This is a genomic window from Pseudoalteromonas galatheae (genome assembly GCF_005886105.2).
In the GTDB taxonomy this organism is placed as follows: domain Bacteria; phylum Pseudomonadota; class Gammaproteobacteria; order Enterobacterales; family Alteromonadaceae; genus Pseudoalteromonas; species Pseudoalteromonas galatheae.
Genome location: NZ_PNCO02000002.1, coordinates 413,352 through 430,817 on the forward strand (window position 1 = coordinate 413,352; position 17,466 = coordinate 430,817).

Consider the following 17,466-nt stretch of genomic DNA (forward strand, 5'->3'; position numbering starts at 1 on the left):
CTGGCTCCTGTGATGTTTGTATTAAGCGCCAGGACCACACTCCAAACAGTGTTTGATAATATCTGGGCCAAACTTCAAGTTTGCATTAAGATTCCTTAGTGCCGTTCTTAGGCCTTCTTCTATCACTGGGTGGTAGAAAGGCATGTCGAGCATTTGTGGCACGGTCATCTTGTTTTGTAGCGCCCAAGCAAGTAAATGCGCCATATGCTCAGCAGCGGGGCCGACAAATTCGGCACCTAAGAATAACCCGGAGCCTTGCTCAGCGTAGACTCGCATATGGCCTTTGTTTTTTAACATCACGCGGCTGCGGCCTTGGTTTTCAAAGCTCACCTCTCCGATGGCAAAGCAGCCGCAATTGCCATATTGCTTTTCCAGCTCTTTATAACTTGCTCCAACCATAGCAATTTGTGGGTCGCTAAATACCGCCGCAAGCTTTGCACGGCGTAGTCCCACTCTCACATCAGGGAAGCGACCAGCATTTTCACCTGCAATCGTGCCCTGATCTGCGGCTTCATGTAGAAGCGGGATCTGGTTACTGGCATCACCCGCAATAAAAATCGGGGCGTTACCTGAGCTATCAAGACATTGCATGGTATGTGGGTCGGCTAGCGGAACGCCTCGGTCATCAAGCTCAAGTGTGGTATTTTCTAGCCCTAAGTTATCAACATTGGGCACACGACCTGTGGCTGCCAACACATAGTCAAACTGCTCGGTTTGTGGTTTCCCTTGTTTGTCAATGTAGGTAAGCTCGGCTTTGTCACCGACCTGTTTCATATCTGATACTTTGGCATCAGTATCGAGGTAGAACTCATCGCTAAACACAGTGGTGGCATAGTCTTTGACGATTGGATCGGTTAGTGGACCAAGGCCACCGCCGACACCAAATACTTTGACCTTTACGCCAAGTCGGTGTAGCGCTTGACCTAGTTCTAAGCCAATCACACCGGGGCCAAATACGGCAACTGAGCCGGGTAAATCGTCCCAGTCAAAAACGTTATCGTTAATGACTAAGCGGTCGCCAAAATTATTAAATGCACCGGGGTAGCTAGGTCTTGAACCCGTAGCGATAACAAAGCGTTTAGCTGTGATCTGCGTGTGGTCGTCCAACTGTACTGTATGGCTGTTGATAAATTTTGCACTGCCGCGTAGTTTATCCTGCAGAGGCAATTCGTCTACAGCTTCGACGACAAAGCCAACGAAGCGATCTCGCTCTCGTTTGACTCTCGCCATAACCGCTTTACCGTCAATTTCAGCGGGTTTTACATTAATACCAAATTTAGGTGCGACTTCAATTTGGTGTGCAGCTTCAGCAGCGGCAATCAGTAACTTGCTCGGCATGCAACCAACCCGTGCGCACGTTGTGCCGTATACACCGGACTCAATCATCAGCACTTCTGAGGTATATTTTTTGGCGTTTCTATAGGCGCTGAGACCCGCTGTCCCCGCACCAATCACGACTACGTCGGTGTTTATCTTTTTCATTTTTTGCTCCGAAATCAGAAAGTGTGATACCAATTTACTTAATTAAGAGGTCTATTTGAGGCGAGAAAATCTTGTCGATAGCCAGGCAAAAATTTTGCTATTTAGTTGTTCTAAATGAGAAATTTTTAACGTAGTTAGCGTCAGATTTGCTCCTTCAAATTGAGCAAGTATTAAGATAAATTGGTATACTCCCCCATGACAGTCAGTTATTAGCCATCGTGTTGTGTTGAGGGGGAACATTTTGACTTGGTGAACAAGTTCACCAAGTCATGTTGTGGGGGATGAGTGATTAAGCGAAATATTCAGCTAAATCGTCTGAGCCACCGATGTGTTTACCACCGATAAATACTTGCGGCACGGTTTCGCGACCAGATAGCGCTTTAAGACTGGTTAGCGATGCTTGTTGACCAAGTACCAGCTCTTCATATGCCAGTCCTTTTTCTTTTAGCAAGGCTTTGGCTTTTTCACAGAATGGACAGCCAATCTTGCTAATAATGGTAACCGGCTCTGGTTTGATTTGGCGTGGGTTAATGTACTCCAACATAGTATCTGCGTCTGATACTTCAAACGGGTCGCCAGGCTTTTCCGGTTCGATAAACATTTTGTCAATCACACCATCTTTTACCAGCATTGAATAACGCCAGCTGCGTTTGCCAAAACCTAAATCGTTTTTATCAACTAACATGCCCATGCCGTCAGTGAATTCGCCGTTACCGTCAGGTAGTAGTGTAATATTCTGCGCTTCTTGGTACTGTGCCCATGCGTTCATTACAAACGTATCATTAACGGATAAACACACGATTTCGTCGACACCATTTTGCTTAAATACGCTGGCAAGCTCGTTATAGCGTGGTAAATGCGTTGACGAACATGTTGGTGTAAAGGCACCAGGCAAAGAAAATACAACTACAGTTTTGCCTTTAAAAATTTCATCGGTGGTGACGTGCTTCCACTCTTCATTTTCTCTAATTGGGAATGTAACCTGTGGTACGCGTTGACCTTCAATACTCTTTAACATTTTGCTTTCCTTCTTAAGTTGATGTAGCCATTATGCCGTGCGCATTTTGATTTGTATAATTGATAGTTGAGATTAAAGTGTTCAATAAAATTGATTGTTTTCAACTTCAAATATTTGTATTTTTTAACCTAGCCAATGCCGCTAAATTGAGATTAGTCAATTTTTACGGGAGTAGGGAATATTTAGATGAAAGCAAACTTTGAATTAATGGCGGATTACAATCGCTGGATGAACGAAAGGTTATATGAAGCTGTTTCGGGATTGAGCGCCACGGAATTACACCAAGATCGAGGGGCTTTTTTTGGTTCCATCATGGGATCGTTAAACCATATTCTTGTTGCTGATATTATTTGGCTTAAGCGCTATACAGAGCATAGCTATCATGTTGAAGCACTGAACGTTGTAGCAACGATGCCGCTGCCGACAAAACTTGATGCGAAGCTGTATGAAGATTTTGCAGCGTTGAGACAGGCAAGAGCTGAAATGGATAAGGTGATTGTTGAATTTGCGAATGAAGTCACTGAGGAGGCGCTTGCTGCCGATTTACACTACAAAAACACACAAGGTAAAACCTTTTCTCGCCAGTTTGGTTTTTTAGTGCATCATTTATTTAATCATCAGACGCACCATAGAGGGCAAATAACGACATTGCTCAGCCAGATTGGTATTGATATGGGAGAAACCGATCTATTAGCTCGGATCCCTACATCATTTGGTTAGTGGTCTAGCTTTACCGCTTCGGTTATGTCTAGTGTTATCAGCAATGAGAAGGGTTATAAAGCTAGACATTAGCTCTACAGGCCTTTAAAAACCGTGTTCGGTAAAGCCTGCTAATAAGAATTTCACTCGCTAACTTTTCATAATAACTCTGAATAGAGCTCCTCTAGCCATTCATGAAGGTCCTCTATCGAGTCAAAATCTTCGTCTGTTAATTCTTCATACTCTGTTAGTGAAATAAGATTTAAGTCTATAACCTCCCGAAGTTGAGCTCTGACTTTAATCAAGTCATAAGGGTAGTCTTCTCCAATGCCGACAGCTCTTCTCAAAATACTGGGGTCATGTCTTTCGACATGACAATAAGTTTTTAAAATGGTTCTTAAAGGATCTTCAAGTTTATTCATCGTATATTTACTTCTTTAGTTCAGGGTATAATGTGTGCAATTTAATGTTACCATCTTCTATTAGATATATAGCTTTGGCGTTTCCGTTTGAAAAATCTGTAACCTCGTATCCAGTGGGGTTTTTCTTGGAACCTAGTCTAGTTATTCCGCGTACCGCATTTCTGTAGTTAGAGCCAAAAATATCTTCAAGTGGTATTTATGCGCTCCTGTTTATTCCTTTAAAACGATGTTATTGAGCGAATTAAGAAAGCTTCGTCCCCCATCACACCGACTCCTCAAACCACAAGCTGATATAATATAGCGTTGTGGGAGTCGGTTTATCCGCCGAGAAGTTGTGCTTTTCTGGTGTGGTGTTGGTGTCGTCTAGGCGTTTTACCGTGGCTTGCATGTCTTCGATAGCGGCGTCTGGAAGCTGTAGGTCGTAGTGCCAGCTGGTAGATATGTCATCAAGTGAATCGCGTAGGCCTTTGACGGTGTTTTTAACTTCCGTGGCGGATTGTTTTCCGAGGTCTTGCCAGTTGATGTCTCTCCAGTATTTTTTTAAGGTAACTTTGACTATGGTTATGATGCGTCTTGGGCCTCTATTTATGGCTTTGTCTTATCACTGCATACCATCTCAGTAGAGTAGTTAAAGATTAACAACCGTGGTTTCTCTAATTAAAAATGTAAACGAAAGCAGCAGAAGAAATTTGGTGGAGAAATGTAGGCTAGGAAGATGGTTGAACCTAGCCTGGCGACACCTTTGTATTTAAAGGACTTAAAAGGTGCTATTGGTTATGGGGTAATTGGTTAGATAGCGCGACGATATCAGCCATAACACGTTTCTCTCCAAGATCAGCTAGGAAAGCTAAATGTTCCGTGGCTTTTACCTTTGGAGATTCTCAAGTTTAGGTTCGCCACCAAGGGCAAGAGCTGGCACAAAGCCATAGATCTCTCCATTTTCAAGAGGGCCTAGCTTTTCGACAGCACGTTCAAAAGAGGTTTTTCATTGTGATCTTTTAGATCAATTTCGGTGCTCATTTTGTTGAGAAAAATAAGTCCAAAGTTAGCTCCTCACCATTTTCTAAGTAATCATCGTTACTAAAATTAGGAAATATCATGCAGTAGGGAGAAGTGATTTTCAGGCAATTACCCGAGTTTTTACCCCAAATATACATTTTTCCAAACGCATCTATTGCAATGACATAGAAACTATCTACACCGTCATTTTGCATTTTTTCGAATTGAGTTCCTCTTAACCACTCAGTCAAGATATCTTGATAATCTTTTGATTCACCATCCATAAACGGCCTTTCCCCAACCACAAAAGCCGTATTCTTTCCAATACTCAAGTAAATTATTAGGTAAAGTACCTTGGTAATATTGGGTTTGCTCATCTGTTGGTTGAATCGCTTCTATCGCTGGGCCAAACCCACCAAAGTGATAAAAATTGTCAAAAACTTATTCATTATTTGCACCTATGTAGGTGTATATTTAACTTACTCGGACTAAGTATAAATAATGTGTTTTGTGCCTCAATACTCATATCTGAAAGGGCCCCATTAATATTTGTATGTAGGGGTTATCTGAGTAAATCAACCGGGACATAACCGCTATCTTCTAAAGATTCTCTTGGTATTTCTAGAACATTAGCGACTAAAGCTAATTCAAAGCACCAATAACCAATATAATAATCCGTGTACTCGAATTCGCATTCACAATTGTGATTATCATGCCAGTCCGCCAAGCCCTCTAATCCTACTGTACCAATTTTGTGCAAATTGGTTGAGTAAATCAGGCTGTTGTTCACTGGGTACCGTCAAAGCGAGTGAAAGGTTTTGATAAATTTCAGGGTAGTAGAGTGTGGGCGAAATAGGTCTATCGTTATCACCAAGTGCAATGGCTATATTATCAAGTAAGGTGTCTTTGCCGCGTTTCGCCAATAACGTCTAGCACTTCTTGAATATGAGCTTGAGCGACATCACAGGCTTGTAAGAGTGCCAGCCACCACAAAGTGTAGATATAACGATTGATATTAGGGGAGCCGACAGCATCAATTTGCCCGCCTAGCTTTTCAAAAGCATAGCGATATATTTGATGATTTGCAGGTAACTTATCACAGTAGTGTGTCAGTTGTTTGCGATACGGCAAAATCGCTTCGGTATAGCGCTTAACATCCCCAAGGTGAGCACCGTATGAGTAGTGCGCTACCGCTCGCATAATCGCGAGCTGATATATACGCTGGGCAACATTAACTCGCTCGCTAGGTGTGGTAAAGTTACCTGCATCGAGGGCTTCTTGTGTTTCTTTGATGCCAACTTCAATGTCGACTAAGAATGCTTCGAAATAATCGTTACTTCTCCGTGTATCGCGCACCTTTATCTCCTACTGATTATCTTGCCAATGTACGAGGTCTTTGGGGTAGTATGGGTGGTCAATAAAGCTGCTATCATCAATATTGAATAATTTAACAACAAGCGCAATTTCCCAGCACCAATAGCCAATGTATGCATCTGTATCCATTAAATGATAATCAGGGCTACCCTCCAAGACATACCAAGCCTCTAGATAGGCTTTTGCAAGTGCTGGACGTTGCTCTGGACTTCCTTCAACTACTTTGTACAGCTTACCGAAACGTTTTTTGAACAGAGTATCCGCTGCTATTTCACGATTAGTGTCACCTAGGGTTATAGCAATTTTATCAAATAGTGCGTCTTGACCTTGATTACCGATAAGACTCAGCACTTTTAGGTAGTATTCTTTATCCATATTTAAACAGTAAGCGAAACTCAACCATTTAAGATGATCTTCGAGGTAATCTTCTCTTATTTCTTCCCAGCCAATTCGCTCTACTTGCTCTTTATCTGGCAAAGCGTCAGCATAGTCCTTTGCCATTGGCGGTAGGTCAACATATTTAATAAAAGTGGCTTAAATTCTGAGAGATCATCGCCGCGAGAGTATTTCTGATGAAGAAGATATAATGAGTCACTAACTAGCCTAAATGAACCTTTCATTTTGACTTCAGCTTCAAACTGACTATCAGGTTGGACTTTCTGTATTTTTTTTCGATAACCTTTACTCTAAAGTTAACTCTATCATTGTAATAATCAATATCTCTCAAATTATCTCTTTGCATTTATATGTCCTAAAATCCGGTTGCTTTACCAATATTGTGGGCGTTTTATCCAGTATATTTACTATTAGATTGCCATCCAATTTATTACGGATAAGCAATTTTATGACTCTGCCATCATTATCTTCAATGGCTTCTAGTATGTCTGCTATCTGTTCCTCGTTCAACCCAGCTTTCCTGAGCTGTTTTTCCGTTAGCCACCGATCACTCAGTTGCTTGCCTGTTTTGGTTTTTCCCAATTTACTTTTATTGTATTTCGCTTCCAGTGAAAGCATAATCAGGTGGTGGATTTGGGTGTAAATAGATCCCATCTATACCGGTTTCGCCGGGCTTAAAATTACCGTCGGTTTTACCTAATGGTACAAAGCCTTTTTCCGTCATTAATTGATGGGCATTGTACCACCCGCAGCCGCTTTTCTATGGTTTAGTGATTTATGCTGCGTAAAGTCACTAGGCGTCTTACGTGATGGCGGATTAACTTTGTTAACAGGGCACCTTTGAGATCGTTTCCTTCTGGAGCTGAAAGCTCCGGCGCTTTAGATTTCTTCGGCACATTGGTAACACCAACCTGTGGTAATTCTCCTTGATATTCATCCAGTGCTTTATTAACTCGCTGTCCGATTTCTTGGCGGCTTGTTGCATATGCTGGTCGATTTTGGGGGTGACGTCGTCTAGGCGTTTTACTGTGGCTTGCATGCCTTCGATGGCAGCGTCAGGGAGTAGTAGGTCGTAGTGCCAACTGGTAGACATGTCATCAAGTGAATCGCGCAGGCCTTTGACGATGTTTTTAACTTCCGTAGCGGATTGTTTTCCTAGGTCTTGCCAGTTGATGTCTCTTAGGTATTTAACTGGGTCGTTCTTTGCCTAGCTTGCGAAGTACCGCAAGCGCAGCCGAGAGGGATTCTCCGGTATTTTTAAGATAACCTTGCCCACGCCTTTGACGGCTGAGCCCACAACCGGCACTAAACCAATACCCGTAGGTAAAGGCAAGCCAAGCGTCGGTGTCGTTGGCTTCATCATCGTCGGTCAGTAACATGACATTGGCAATGATATCTCGTAAATCCATGACTTGGTCGATAATTGGTATCATGGAAATCAAGGTGCCTACCACGATTTGTGACGTAGAGGGGTTTTGATTAAAGTCGCCTTGTAGTGTGCCCCATAACCAATCACCCGCTTGGGTTGCAATGCCATTGGCTTCTATCAGTGGTGCGGTATTGCCGCTGCGTACCATTTCACGCTCGCGCTGGGGTGATTTGTCCATACAGTGGGTTTTAGGGCGATTATCTTCTGGTAGGTAATCGCGTTTGTCCTCACCATATTGCACGGTGTATTGACCGGCGGGGCATTCTCGATTTTTGCTTTACCGCTGTCATCTAAGTTGCCAGTCAACTCTGTGCCGTTTGCAAATCGAATGGTATAAGGTGCGCCCATAATTGGGCTGCCATCTTGATAGGTATAAGACAACTCAATGGTACTGCTCATCATGGTGGCAATGCCATCGGCGGCCAGTGAGAGTCGAGCATTCTCAGAGAGTGCTTGAATTTGCGGTACACTCGGCATCGTGGCGCTTTGTTTACCGCCAATATCTTGCTCCATGCTGCCGTCAAACACGGTCATGGCTTTGCCTTTAAGGTCAGTAACTTGTCTGCAAAGATGTTGACGTTACCACTTGAGTCAATACTGATTTCACTGCCGCCATTGGCAAGGGTGAGGTTGCCAGAGCCACTGCCTTTAATCGTGATATTACCTTGGCTTTGAATGATTTGACTTCCGCGGGAGCGGTGATGGTGAGGTTGTTGTCTGCCTTGAGGTTTATATCGCTTTGGATAACATTGCGATGGCTGCGACCCGCCTTAAGGGTGATATTTTGTTCGGCGCTGACGTCAATTTGATTGGCGGTGACGTCTAGGTTGGTTGCTGCATCGGCAATGACTGACTTTTACCTCCAGTGCCAGTTGTTGTTTGGCGCTGGCGATAAAGGCTTTATTGGTGAGCAGTCGAATTGCACTTTAACACTGCCAAGTTGTATGTCTTTGGCTGCAAAATATTCATCGCACCAAGTTGTGCAAGCCAGTGAATATAAGGCTGCTTTTATCCCCATGTAACACTAAGTACTGATTACTCGCTAAGGTTTGCAGCACAATATGCGGGTATTTAGAGTGTCATCAAACATCAATAGGTTTTGGCCGCGAGAGCAGAGCACGTTTTGGGCGTTATTGGCGCTGGTAACAACGGATGGTTGGTGTCGTTAAGGGCAAAGCCTAAAATATAACTTTGGTCAGGGTCGTTGTTCATACAACCGATGAGCACATTACTGTCTGGCAGCAGTGGAAAGTGTAACCCTGTCGGTTGCTTTTGGCCGCGACAGGCATATTGTGTGAGGCGCTTTACTGATTCAGTGACTTGACTATCAAAATGTACTTGCGTGGCATATTGCCCTTGGGTATCTAGATGAGGATTGGTCTTTGACCCCGACAATGAACGTACCGTGGCGGTAAACACCATTGGCTTTGGGACTATGCTCTGGGGAGTAATACGTATTGGCTCACCTCGTGGTACACACACCGACTCGCTATGATGAGCAACTTGCTTAGGGTCATTGGCACTGCCTTGCTTATACACCTGTTTACTGCGAATACAGGTATAATCGCCACCTTTCGCTGTGCCCAATTTACCATTTAACGAAAACGAATAACCGGCATTGGCTTCGGCTACGTTGCCTACCAGCGTGACTTCATTTTACCTTGTTGATAGGCAAGCTCGAGATTGCCGGTGCGCTCAAATTGCTCAGCGGGATTGTGTGCCGCAGGTTCAAAATAGCTGCGCTGCGCCGAGCTGACGGAGGTAGGCGGATGGGCATTTACATGCACTTGGGAGCCACCCATTCTAAAGCGATGGCGACTTTGGCACTGCGTAAACCCGACAAAGCCGGTTTTATGCTCGTGAACCAGACCATCTTTATCTGTCACCGACAACAAGCCTCGCTCAATATAGGGCTTGCAAGGTTCCCTCGGCAATCACTATCGACTCAATAAAATCATGGCATTCAAACCAATAGATTAAGCCGTACTTTGCTAAGAGTCGGGTGAAAAGGTGTAGTCGTTTTCTAGCGCTTGTACACACTGCGGTAGCGTGGGTAAGTCTTTAGTGACTCGCCATTTTATCCGGTCTTGTGAATAGCCCGCTTTTGTATCAACTTATTGAGGACAGACTGAACATTGGCTTGTACAAAGATTTGGCTTTTTTCTGTTTGCTTAAGTAACTCAAGGCGAGGCTTTAAGATTACCTCTGCACCACAGGTGTGCTCAGACACAAAACCAGATTGATATCAAATAAAGTCCCAGTGAAATACGTTGATATTGCATCTGGTGACTCAATTTCAAACGTGAGCATATTGCCGACAAGTAACTCATCAGCCAGGTCAAATTGGGATTCTAGGTTCGCTTTGAGTAAAAGCCGCTATTGATACAGGTCGTGAGTTCAAAATCGACGACATGTACAGGATGGTTAGTACCATACACCACAATCCTTGTTTGCATTTTTATGTCCACTGTTGTTGGTTAAAGCCGTGCCACCAATACGCGGTACTACTTCCTAGTGTGCTGCGATTGGTTTTTATTTGCGCGCTATTGTTACATAAAAGGCAAGCATTTTTAACTCATTTTTTTATTCAGCATTCGAATGGTTATCTTTTGGCATAACGGATGGTTTTGAAAACGCCTCCCCGAAATCACACCGAATCCTCAAATCCAAGTCGATATATAATATAGCGTTGTGGGAGGCGGTTTACCCGCCGAGAAGTATGTTTTTCGAGTGAAGTATTGCCTCTTCTTTAGGCATCAAAGAAAAGTAAGTTTTAGTCTATGGATGGGCGTCGAAATCGGTCAGGAGGACGGGCTGACTTTACGGTAAATTTCGAGCTACCAGCCGTTAGCAACATAAACCTCCATGTTTAATATCAAAGCGCATCCATGCGCTCTCGTTCATTCTTTTAAACGACGAAAAGAACGAACCAAGAAAACGTCGTTCCAGCATCACACTTAATCTCAAATCCTAAGCCGATATAGTGCAACCGTCTTGTAAGGCACATCCATGATGCCAGACAAGACTTAGCCGACATCCTGTCGGCATATTGCATATCGACTTATGCTTTTCGGGTGTGATGGAGGGGAAATAAGTTGCTTGTGAGATCGTCTACGATTTTACGATTAAGCCGTTTGCAAGGGTTACAAAACTATCAGCGTAGCCTCCAAGCTCACAGTGTAAATAGTTTTGTGGGAGGCGGTTCACCCGCCGAGAAGTATGTTTTCGGTTGCGGTAAAGGGATTAGTATTGACTGCGAGTTCTAGTTTTTCTCTTAAAAGTAGCTAAGTAGTTTGCAAGCACCACAAGAATTTATCAGCGCCTTGTGTCTCCCTCATCACACCCAAAGTAAATTGCCAATGAGTCATTTCAACGCATGGATGCGTGAAAGCGGTGACAGGGCCAAGGATGGCCCTTACACAGCGGTGACGTTCATATTGGTAATTTACTTGAGGAGTCAGTGTGGTGTTGGGAGTGCCTTTTGCTACCTTTTCTTTGGGCAAGCAAAGAAAGGTAGTCGTAGCCCATGGATGGGCGTCGAAATCGGTCAGGAGGACGAGCTGGCTTTACGACACATTTCGAGTTATCAGCCGTTAGTAACATAAACCTCCATGTTTAATATCAAAGCGCATCCATGCGCTCCTCGTTCATTCTTTCTAAACGACGAAAAGAACGAACCAAGAAAACGTCGCCCCAACATCACACTCAATTCTCAAATCCTAAGCCGATATATAATACCAATTGCACTAAGTCTCCAATCAATTTGAAGGGTGAAATACCATATTAGCGTCGTTAAAAATTTCTCATTTAGAACAACTAAATAGCAAAATTTTGCCTAGCTACTAAAGCTATTTCTCCGCTTCAAATTGCTCATTTACCTAATACAATTGGTATCGCAACCGTCTTGTAAGGCACGTCCATGTGCCAGACAAGACTTAGCCGACATCCTGTCGGCACATTGCATATCGGCTTATGCTTTTCGGGTGTGATGGAGGGGGGAATAAGTTGCTTGTGAGATCTTCCAAGGTTTTAGCCGTAAAGCTGCTGAAAGTATTGTAAAAACTATCAGCGTAGCCTCCAAGCTCACAGTCTAAATAGTTTTGTGGGAGGCGGTTCACCCGCCGAGCAGTTATGTTTTTCGGGTGATGAGGGAGTGCCTTGTCATTAGGCATCAAAGAAGTCCATGGATGGGCGTAGAAACCTGTCAAGAGGACGATCTGATTTTACACATAGTCTCGAGTTAATGTTGAACTTTACTGACTGTGGAGCAATCGTATATTGCTCCACATTTAAGTCATTCAGCTAGTCATCTAGCTTTACGGCTCCCGCTATCCTGTCTATTTTCACCGAGCCTGAGCCTGACTCGGTAATGGTCAGAGAACCTGCATCTACCACACGGATATTTCCAGCACCGTCTTCTATTTGAACATGGCCCTTCACTGCTTCGATATCCGTATTGCCCGAACCATCAACGATAGTGACATCGCCTTGGGCGTGACGCACACGAATGTTACCGGATTCATCATCGATTTTAATATTATGTCCGCCTTCAACAACTAGTGAGCCAGAGCCATCGGTGATATCAGCGTTGCCGCTAAAACCGCGAAGGGTTAGATCGCCAGACTCATCTTCTATTTTGATATCCGTGCCGCCAGCCACATTAATATTACCCGAGCCATCCTCCAACCCCAGTGTATCGATCAACCCCTTTATGGTTATGTCGCCAGAACCATCGTCGATAACGAGTTGCTGGACGTTAGTGACATGGATATTGCCACTGCCGTCATCAATTTCAGCACCTTGAATATCTTCTAATGTGATATTGCCAGAGCCATCATCTAGCTTGATAAAACCTTTGATATTTTTGATGGTTATATCACCCGAACTGTCATCAAGTGTTAGTGCGAGCTGACTTGGCATGGTGATGATTAGGTCAATTCTAGGGCTGTTATTACGATACCATTGTACACCAGAACTTGTATCAGAATCGGCTACCAATATGGCGGTATCACCTGACTTTTCAAGGGTAAGTCGATAGTTCTCCGTTTCTGTGGTTAACACTGAAGCTTCCACTTGGATCTCTTGTTGGTTGTCGTATCCAATGATTTGGATATTACCCGAGGTGGTATTTGCATCAAGTTTGCTTATCTCTGCAGCGCTGAGCTGTAGAGATTTATGGAGTGTTTTGGTTGCCGCTGCGCTTGGAGAGATATGTACGACACAGCCAGATAAAAGGCTAAGGGCGGCTAAACTGGTGAAAAGCTTTTTCATTTTTGTTATTTTCCGTAGTGATGATGACATAATGTTGTCATTCAGCAATAGTTATACCATAAATAGTGTCTATATAAATCAATGAGTTAATAAATATTGATACTCAAGGTTGGTCAAAATAGCGAAATCACATAGTGAGCTGAGCCAAAAGTTTGCAGATATGACTGTCATGTGGTTGTAAATTCGACAGTGTAGTCTGGCGCTATTGCTTGCTTATTTTTCTGACAGTGCAATGAAAGACATGACCAAGAAGACCGAGCTACACGCTGTCAATCCGAAATCATTCGTTGATAGTCACTGTAAACCAGACGCTGCAGTCTTTTTAGGAGTTGGAAGTGCCGCCAGCGCTGCAACTCTTGGGTGTTCTACCTGCGTATTGACCCATAAAGGCTTACCTTGGTTATTGATAGATTGTGGCTTTAATACGGTGTCACGCTATAAAAGCCATTTTGCATCATTACCCGATGCTGTGTTTATTACTCACCTTCACTATGATCATGTTGGTGGATTGGAGCAGCTTTACTTTCAGGCTGCATTGAGTCAGCACCAAGTCACATTATACGCTCCAGCAGAGTTAATCGTTGGGTTGTGTAACATGCTCGCCTACACCGGACTAAGCGAGGGTAACTGTGGTGTTTGGCAGGTCTTTCGTTTATTTCCAGTTTCTGAAAGCTTTCTTCATCGTGGGCAGCGTATACACAGTTATGCCGTTCGTCATCATGAGCCCAACAGTGCTTTTTCGTTACACCTCCCTGGTAGCTTGTTTTACAGTGGTGATACTAAGGCTATTCCTGAGCTACTCCATCACCATGTCAGTAACGGCGAGGTTATTTTTCATGATTGCGGTCTTGCAAACAACCCCAGCCATTGCTCCCTTGATGAGTTGTTGACGAGCTATCGCGAAGACATCATTAAAAATATTTGGGTCTATCATTACCAGCATCAAGAAGATGTTGTGAAGTTTGAACACGCAGGACTCAAAGCAGCGATTGCTGAGCAGTCGATTACGCTTTAAGTTTGCGACTGAGAAGTTAAATAGGCTTTTAATTCTCGAACAAACTCGCTACCGATCTCATGGTGTATCGCTTTTATTATTTCGGCGCACTCCGTAGTGTTGTTATCAAGTGCTGAATATTCTAACGCCTGTAGATGCTCAGCTAGTACCTCTGCCCCCACTGCTTTGGCGGAGGTTTTGAGGTAATGGGCTTCGTCTTTTAACGCTTGAAAAGCACGTGTTTGGTATGCCTCTTTAAACTTTGCGCAGCTCGATTTCGATTGCACCAGAAAGTCGGTGTAAAACTTTTTTGCTGTGGCAAAGTCATCACCAATTAAGTCGATAAGTACCTGAGGGTTGAGAGTTTGACTCATTGTGTAAAGTCCATATCTAACCATTTACCTAAAGTGTTTTTGAGCTCTTGTAGCCGCACAGGTTTGCTAACATAATCGTTCATGCCACTGTCTAAGCAAAGCTCTTTATCCCCTTTCATCGCAGCGCCAGTAACAGCAACAATAGGAATTGCACTGCGCTCTTCTTTGGACTCAAATGCGCGAATTAATTTAGCCAATTCATATCCATCTATCTCTGGCATATGACAATCGGTTAGTAAAAGCTGATATTGTTGGCTTTTATACATCGCCAAAGCCTCTTTGCCGTTATTAGCGATATCGCAGGAAACCCCGAGTTTAGAAAGTTGTTTGACAATGAGCTTTTGGTTAAAAGGATTGTCCTCCGCAAGGAGTATATGCTGCTTACCATTAGTATTCGTTTTGTCATCGCTTGGGCTGGAAGCTTTATCGTCTAGTGAAAGTAGCGCGTCCAGCTCACTGAGATCGTTTAACTCACCTAAATCAGTCTCATCATCTTGTTGGCTGGCTTTAAGTTTACTTAGTAATTGGCCGATTGAGTATTGAGTCTGTGGTGTAATTGGTTTTGATTTTTGCGTCGTTAACGCTTTGCTGGTCAAGTTAGCAAACGCGCTTTCATCAAAAAACATTAATTCTGGAATAGGTGAGAGTATTTGTTTTGTAGAGGCTTCGGCTTGCGTTGTGAAAACGCGAATAAGTGCAGCGCCGTCAGTTTCTTTGATTTCATTAGGTGATTCGACGATTTTGAGCTCGCTGCAAAAATGCGTGCAGGCATTATACAGTTGTGTCAGTGCCAACGAACTTTGCCAACAGGCATCACTAAGCCAATAGAGTGTATTAAATGGCATGTTGGGCTGCTGTTGCGTCCTCGGACACCAAACGGGAATGGTAATGGTAAAAGTTGAGCCTTCTCCAGATTTACTTTTTAAAGCGACCTTGCCACCCATAAGGTCAATAAGCTTGCCGCATATTGCAAGGCCTAACCCCGTGCCGCCATACTTTCTGGTAATAGAGCGTTCGGCTTGTGTAAAGGGGGTAAACAGTTTCTTTTGTACTTCCGGTGCAATGCCAATTCCATTGTCTTCTATCTTAAATATCAGGTGAGATAAAGCAACGCCCTCGGATGCCCAATGCACAGTGATGGTCACTTTCGCACCGCCTTCACGATCTGCAACGCTAAATTTGATCGCATTACTGACAACATTAAAGATAATTTGTCGCACTCTATTTTCATCGCCAATCACTTCTAATGGCAGCTTTATGTCCTCATGCACCGTTAATTTTACCGATTTATCTCGTGCGTGGGCTTCGAACGTTTTGATGATGTTATTAAGCATTTTAGAAGGAGAGAAAGGATAACTTTCAAGCTCCATTTTCCCTTGCTCAACTTTGGCTAAGTCTAAAATATCATTCAATATTGAGACTAAATTATTGGCTGAAATAGACGCGGTTTCTAAGAGTTCTTGGTTGTCTTCATCAAGCTCAGATAGCGACATGAGATCCAATGAGCCGATAATACCATTCATTGGCGTTCTAAGTTCATGGCTCATCATAGACAAAAAGTCTGACTTGGTGCGACTTGCTTGCTCAGCTTTAATAATAGCAGCCTCAAGATCAGCAGTGCGTTCAGCGACGCGTTGTTCTAGCTCTTGATTAATATGCTGGAGCTTTTTTTGGGCAATATAGACGTCGGTTTGATCGATAACAACACCATCAATACGTGATGGTCGGCCATATTCATCTAGTCCGACAACACCTTTAGCATAAACGACAACAATATCCTTGTCGTTGAGCAGACCGCGATAGCGCTGCTCAAAGATCTCGCCTGAGCTTAATGATGCTTCTAGCGCTTGAATAACCCGAGCTTTATCGTCGGGATGAAGGCTAGCCTCCCAAAGATGCAGATTGCCTATATCATCTTCCGAAAGCTTAAAAATTTCATTCGCTTGATGATCCCAATTCCAAATCCATTGATTCGCTACTCGTATTGCTCGCCAAGTGCCTATTTTCCCAGCTTGCATAGCAAGTTCTTTGCTTTCTTCTGCATCATGTAATGCGACTAACATGTCTTTTTCGTGAGTACAGTCAGCCAAAATCCCATACACACTGTGTGTTCGGATACAATATTTAACTTGCTCGCCTTTGAGCTCAAACCAATGGATTGAGCCCCTAACCTCTAGTCGGAACTCAAAATGCAGCATAAGTCCTTGTTCAATGTGATGGGAGAGCAGTTCGGAAAATAGCGGCTGGTCCTCTTGGTAAATCATACTTTTTAAGGTTTCCCAGTCGAGCTCGGCCGAGGCCGGAAGGCCTATAAGAGATTTAAATTTGGGAGAAAAATATGCTGTCTTGTTTAGCAGGTCGTAACACCAAACGCCGAGGTTTGCGCTGTTGACGGCGTGACGTAAAATTCGGGTTTGTTCGTCCTCTAAAGGATTTTGACAATAATAAGTAGAAAGCTCGGCAATATGCACAAATATTTCATTGCTGTGGACATCATAAAAGGAAAGTAAAAATTGTACGTTTGGCGATGTGCGCAACGAAACTTGTATCAAAGAACCATCTGCAATCGTCTTTTGTTGCTCTTCTACACATGAGGGAAAGGTAAATAGGTCTTCAAGGTGCTTATTAACGATATTATTTTCAGGTACGAGCAGTTTTTCCGCAGCAGTGGTTGTATGACTGACATACCACTCAGATGTAACAATCAAAATTGGCATACTGTCTTTTAGTGCTGTTAGCATCACATTCCCCAATCGTATCCTCATAAAACAATATAGCAGTTCATGATTAACTTGCTGTATTTATGGTCTATCTAGTAATTGTTGAGGAGGATGAGCAAAGCCTGTAAATTGTCGATGCTGAGGGGGAGAATTTTTGTCTAATGTGTGATGGTTAGGAATGTAGATCAGAGTACAAGGCCATTGCTACCTATGAAGTCGTCGAAGGTTTATCACAAGAGCCTTATCTACAAGTCAGCAGTGCAAAGCGAGATTGTGCTTTCCCCTACC

Annotated in this window: 21 protein-coding genes; 4 read left to right on the forward strand and 17 right to left on the reverse strand. The window is 43.4% G+C overall.

The features are described 5' to 3' along the window. Positions 1–21: 21 nt before the first annotated feature. Together CWC29_RS19855 and CWC29_RS19860 are read right to left on the reverse strand one after the other, a co-directional pair. Positions 22–1,482 (reverse strand): dihydrolipoyl dehydrogenase, encoded by a 1,461-nt coding sequence (locus CWC29_RS19855; RefSeq protein ID WP_138521221.1) that lies wholly within the window; start codon positions 1,480–1,482, stop codon positions 22–24. A 289-nt stretch (positions 1,483–1,771) separates the two neighbouring features. Next, entirely contained in the window at positions 1,772–2,500 is a 729-nt protein-coding gene (locus CWC29_RS19860; RefSeq protein WP_128726973.1) for a glutathione peroxidase, read from the reverse strand. 186 nt (positions 2,501–2,686) lie between these two features. Between CWC29_RS19860 and CWC29_RS19865 the strand changes: the two genes are divergently transcribed. Then, positions 2,687–3,220, forward strand: a complete 534-nt coding sequence (locus CWC29_RS19865; protein ID WP_138524992.1) for a DinB family protein — start codon at positions 2,687–2,689, stop codon at positions 3,218–3,220. Positions 3,221–3,357: 137 nt separating this feature from the next. Here CWC29_RS19865 and CWC29_RS19870 read toward each other — a convergent pair whose 3' ends face one another. From CWC29_RS19870 to CWC29_RS19900, 10 genes are all read right to left on the reverse strand, one after another. Continuing rightward, positions 3,358–3,621 carry a hypothetical protein gene (locus CWC29_RS19870; protein ID WP_128726971.1) on the reverse strand — a complete coding sequence of 88 codons (264 nt, stop codon included), beginning with the start codon at positions 3,619–3,621 and terminating at the stop codon, positions 3,358–3,360. A gap of 865 nt (positions 3,622–4,486) precedes the next feature. Next, on the reverse strand, positions 4,487–4,552 hold the full coding sequence (locus CWC29_RS24150) for a T6SS immunity protein Tdi1 domain-containing protein (protein WP_328820815.1): 66 nt from the start codon (positions 4,550–4,552) through the stop codon (positions 4,487–4,489). 85 nt (positions 4,553–4,637) lie between these two features. Beyond that, the gene (locus CWC29_RS23605) at positions 4,638–4,904 is read right to left on the reverse strand and encodes a GAD-like domain-containing protein (protein WP_209319190.1); all 267 of its coding nucleotides are present in this window, start codon (positions 4,902–4,904) and stop codon (positions 4,638–4,640) included. Further along, a complete protein-coding gene (locus CWC29_RS24155) occupies positions 4,894–5,019 on the reverse strand; it encodes a GAD-like domain-containing protein (RefSeq protein WP_328820816.1) in 126 nt (41 codons plus the stop codon). The genes CWC29_RS23605 and CWC29_RS24155 overlap by 11 nt, the downstream gene beginning before the upstream one ends. Before the next feature lie 163 nt (positions 5,020–5,182). Further along, positions 5,183–5,410, reverse strand: a complete 228-nt coding sequence (locus CWC29_RS24010) for a PoNe immunity protein domain-containing protein (RefSeq protein WP_328820805.1) — start codon at positions 5,408–5,410, stop codon at positions 5,183–5,185. Then, positions 5,331–5,543, reverse strand: coding sequence for a PoNe immunity protein domain-containing protein (locus tag CWC29_RS24015; protein ID WP_268960351.1), 213 nt, complete (start codon positions 5,541–5,543; stop codon positions 5,331–5,333). Before CWC29_RS24015 ends, CWC29_RS24010 begins: the two co-directional genes overlap by 80 nt. Then, a complete protein-coding gene (locus CWC29_RS23840) occupies positions 5,512–5,976 on the reverse strand; it encodes a hypothetical protein (protein ID WP_235956695.1) in 465 nt (154 codons plus the stop codon). Before CWC29_RS23840 ends, CWC29_RS24015 begins: the two co-directional genes overlap by 32 nt. Before the next feature lie 9 nt (positions 5,977–5,985). Then, positions 5,986–6,495, reverse strand: coding sequence for a PoNe immunity protein domain-containing protein (locus CWC29_RS19885; protein WP_235956696.1), 510 nt, complete (start codon positions 6,493–6,495; stop codon positions 5,986–5,988). Between the two features lie 1,082 nt (positions 6,496–7,577). After that, positions 7,578–7,997: a hypothetical protein gene (locus tag CWC29_RS19895; RefSeq protein ID WP_167815452.1), complete on the reverse strand. Its 420-nt coding sequence runs from the start codon at positions 7,995–7,997 to the stop codon at positions 7,578–7,580. After that, positions 7,937–8,353, reverse strand: coding sequence for a hypothetical protein (locus CWC29_RS19900; RefSeq protein WP_167815453.1), 417 nt, complete (start codon positions 8,351–8,353; stop codon positions 7,937–7,939). The genes CWC29_RS19895 and CWC29_RS19900 overlap by 61 nt, the downstream gene beginning before the upstream one ends. A gap of 281 nt (positions 8,354–8,634) precedes the next feature. On the opposite strand from CWC29_RS19900, the gene CWC29_RS19905 reads away from it, so the two are divergent. Further along, positions 8,635–8,841: a hypothetical protein gene (locus CWC29_RS19905; RefSeq protein ID WP_167815454.1), complete on the forward strand. Its 207-nt coding sequence runs from the start codon at positions 8,635–8,637 to the stop codon at positions 8,839–8,841. Positions 8,842–8,908: 67 nt separating this feature from the next. Here CWC29_RS19905 and CWC29_RS19910 read toward each other — a convergent pair whose 3' ends face one another. Next, on the reverse strand, positions 8,909–9,406 hold the full coding sequence (locus CWC29_RS19910) for a type VI secretion system Vgr family protein (protein ID WP_167815455.1): 498 nt from the start codon (positions 9,404–9,406) through the stop codon (positions 8,909–8,911). A 50-nt stretch (positions 9,407–9,456) separates the two neighbouring features. Further along, on the reverse strand, positions 9,457–9,705 hold the full coding sequence (locus tag CWC29_RS19915; protein WP_167815456.1) for a hypothetical protein: 249 nt from the start codon (positions 9,703–9,705) through the stop codon (positions 9,457–9,459). Between the two features lie 1,473 nt (positions 9,706–11,178). Here CWC29_RS19915 and CWC29_RS19920 point away from each other — a divergent pair. After that, positions 11,179–11,424, forward strand: coding sequence for a hypothetical protein (locus CWC29_RS19920; protein WP_167815457.1), 246 nt, complete (start codon positions 11,179–11,181; stop codon positions 11,422–11,424). Positions 11,425–12,121: 697 nt separating this feature from the next. On the opposite strand, the gene CWC29_RS19925 is transcribed toward CWC29_RS19920, so the two are convergent. Beyond that, entirely contained in the window at positions 12,122–13,090 is a 969-nt protein-coding gene (locus CWC29_RS19925) for a DUF4097 family beta strand repeat-containing protein (RefSeq protein WP_128726152.1), read from the reverse strand. Positions 13,091–13,331: 241 nt separating this feature from the next. Between CWC29_RS19925 and CWC29_RS19930 the strand changes: the two genes are divergently transcribed. Then, positions 13,332–14,105 (forward strand): MBL fold metallo-hydrolase, encoded by a 774-nt coding sequence (locus tag CWC29_RS19930; protein WP_235956697.1) that lies wholly within the window; start codon positions 13,332–13,334, stop codon positions 14,103–14,105. Here the strand turns inward: CWC29_RS19930 and CWC29_RS19935 are convergent. Together CWC29_RS19935 and CWC29_RS19940 are read right to left on the reverse strand one after the other, a co-directional pair. Then, positions 14,102–14,458, reverse strand: coding sequence for an Hpt domain-containing protein (locus tag CWC29_RS19935; RefSeq protein WP_138524868.1), 357 nt, complete (start codon positions 14,456–14,458; stop codon positions 14,102–14,104). The two genes, CWC29_RS19930 and CWC29_RS19935, sit on opposite strands and share 4 nt — an antisense overlap. Beyond that, positions 14,455–17,199 (reverse strand): ATP-binding protein, encoded by a 2,745-nt coding sequence (locus CWC29_RS19940; RefSeq protein WP_128726149.1) that lies wholly within the window; start codon positions 17,197–17,199, stop codon positions 14,455–14,457. The genes CWC29_RS19935 and CWC29_RS19940 overlap by 4 nt, the downstream gene beginning before the upstream one ends. Positions 17,200–17,466 lie beyond the last annotated feature (267 nt).

Excerpts from the sequence above, each read along its gene's own strand:
- CWC29_RS19855 (WP_138521221.1), bottom strand. The coding sequence starts at position 1,482 with ATGAAAAAGATAAACACCGACGTAGTCGTGATTGGTGCGGGGACAGCG.
- CWC29_RS19860 (WP_128726973.1), bottom strand. The coding sequence starts at position 2,500 with ATGTTAAAGAGTATTGAAGGTCAACGCGTACCACAGGTTACATTCCCA.
- CWC29_RS19865 (WP_138524992.1), top strand. The coding sequence starts at position 2,687 with ATGAAAGCAAACTTTGAATTAATGGCGGATTACAATCGCTGGATGAAC.
- CWC29_RS19870 (WP_128726971.1), bottom strand. The coding sequence starts at position 3,621 with ATGAATAAACTTGAAGATCCTTTAAGAACCATTTTAAAAACTTATTGT.
- CWC29_RS23605 (WP_209319190.1), bottom strand. The coding sequence starts at position 4,904 with ATGGATGGTGAATCAAAAGATTATCAAGATATCTTGACTGAGTGGTTA.
- CWC29_RS19885 (WP_235956696.1), bottom strand. The coding sequence starts at position 6,495 with ATGGCAAAGGACTATGCTGACGCTTTGCCAGATAAAGAGCAAGTAGAG.
- CWC29_RS19895 (WP_167815452.1), bottom strand. The coding sequence starts at position 7,997 with ATGGACAAATCACCCCAGCGCGAGCGTGAAATGGTACGCAGCGGCAAT.
- CWC29_RS19900 (WP_167815453.1), bottom strand. The coding sequence starts at position 8,353 with ATGACCGTGTTTGACGGCAGCATGGAGCAAGATATTGGCGGTAAACAA.
- CWC29_RS19920 (WP_167815457.1), top strand. The coding sequence starts at position 11,179 with ATGAGTCATTTCAACGCATGGATGCGTGAAAGCGGTGACAGGGCCAAG.
- CWC29_RS19925 (WP_128726152.1), bottom strand. The coding sequence starts at position 13,090 with ATGAAAAAGCTTTTCACCAGTTTAGCCGCCCTTAGCCTTTTATCTGGC.
- CWC29_RS19930 (WP_235956697.1), top strand. The coding sequence starts at position 13,332 with ATGACCAAGAAGACCGAGCTACACGCTGTCAATCCGAAATCATTCGTT.
- CWC29_RS19935 (WP_138524868.1), bottom strand. The coding sequence starts at position 14,458 with ATGAGTCAAACTCTCAACCCTCAGGTACTTATCGACTTAATTGGTGAT.
- CWC29_RS19940 (WP_128726149.1), bottom strand. The coding sequence starts at position 17,199 with ATGCTAACAGCACTAAAAGACAGTATGCCAATTTTGATTGTTACATCT.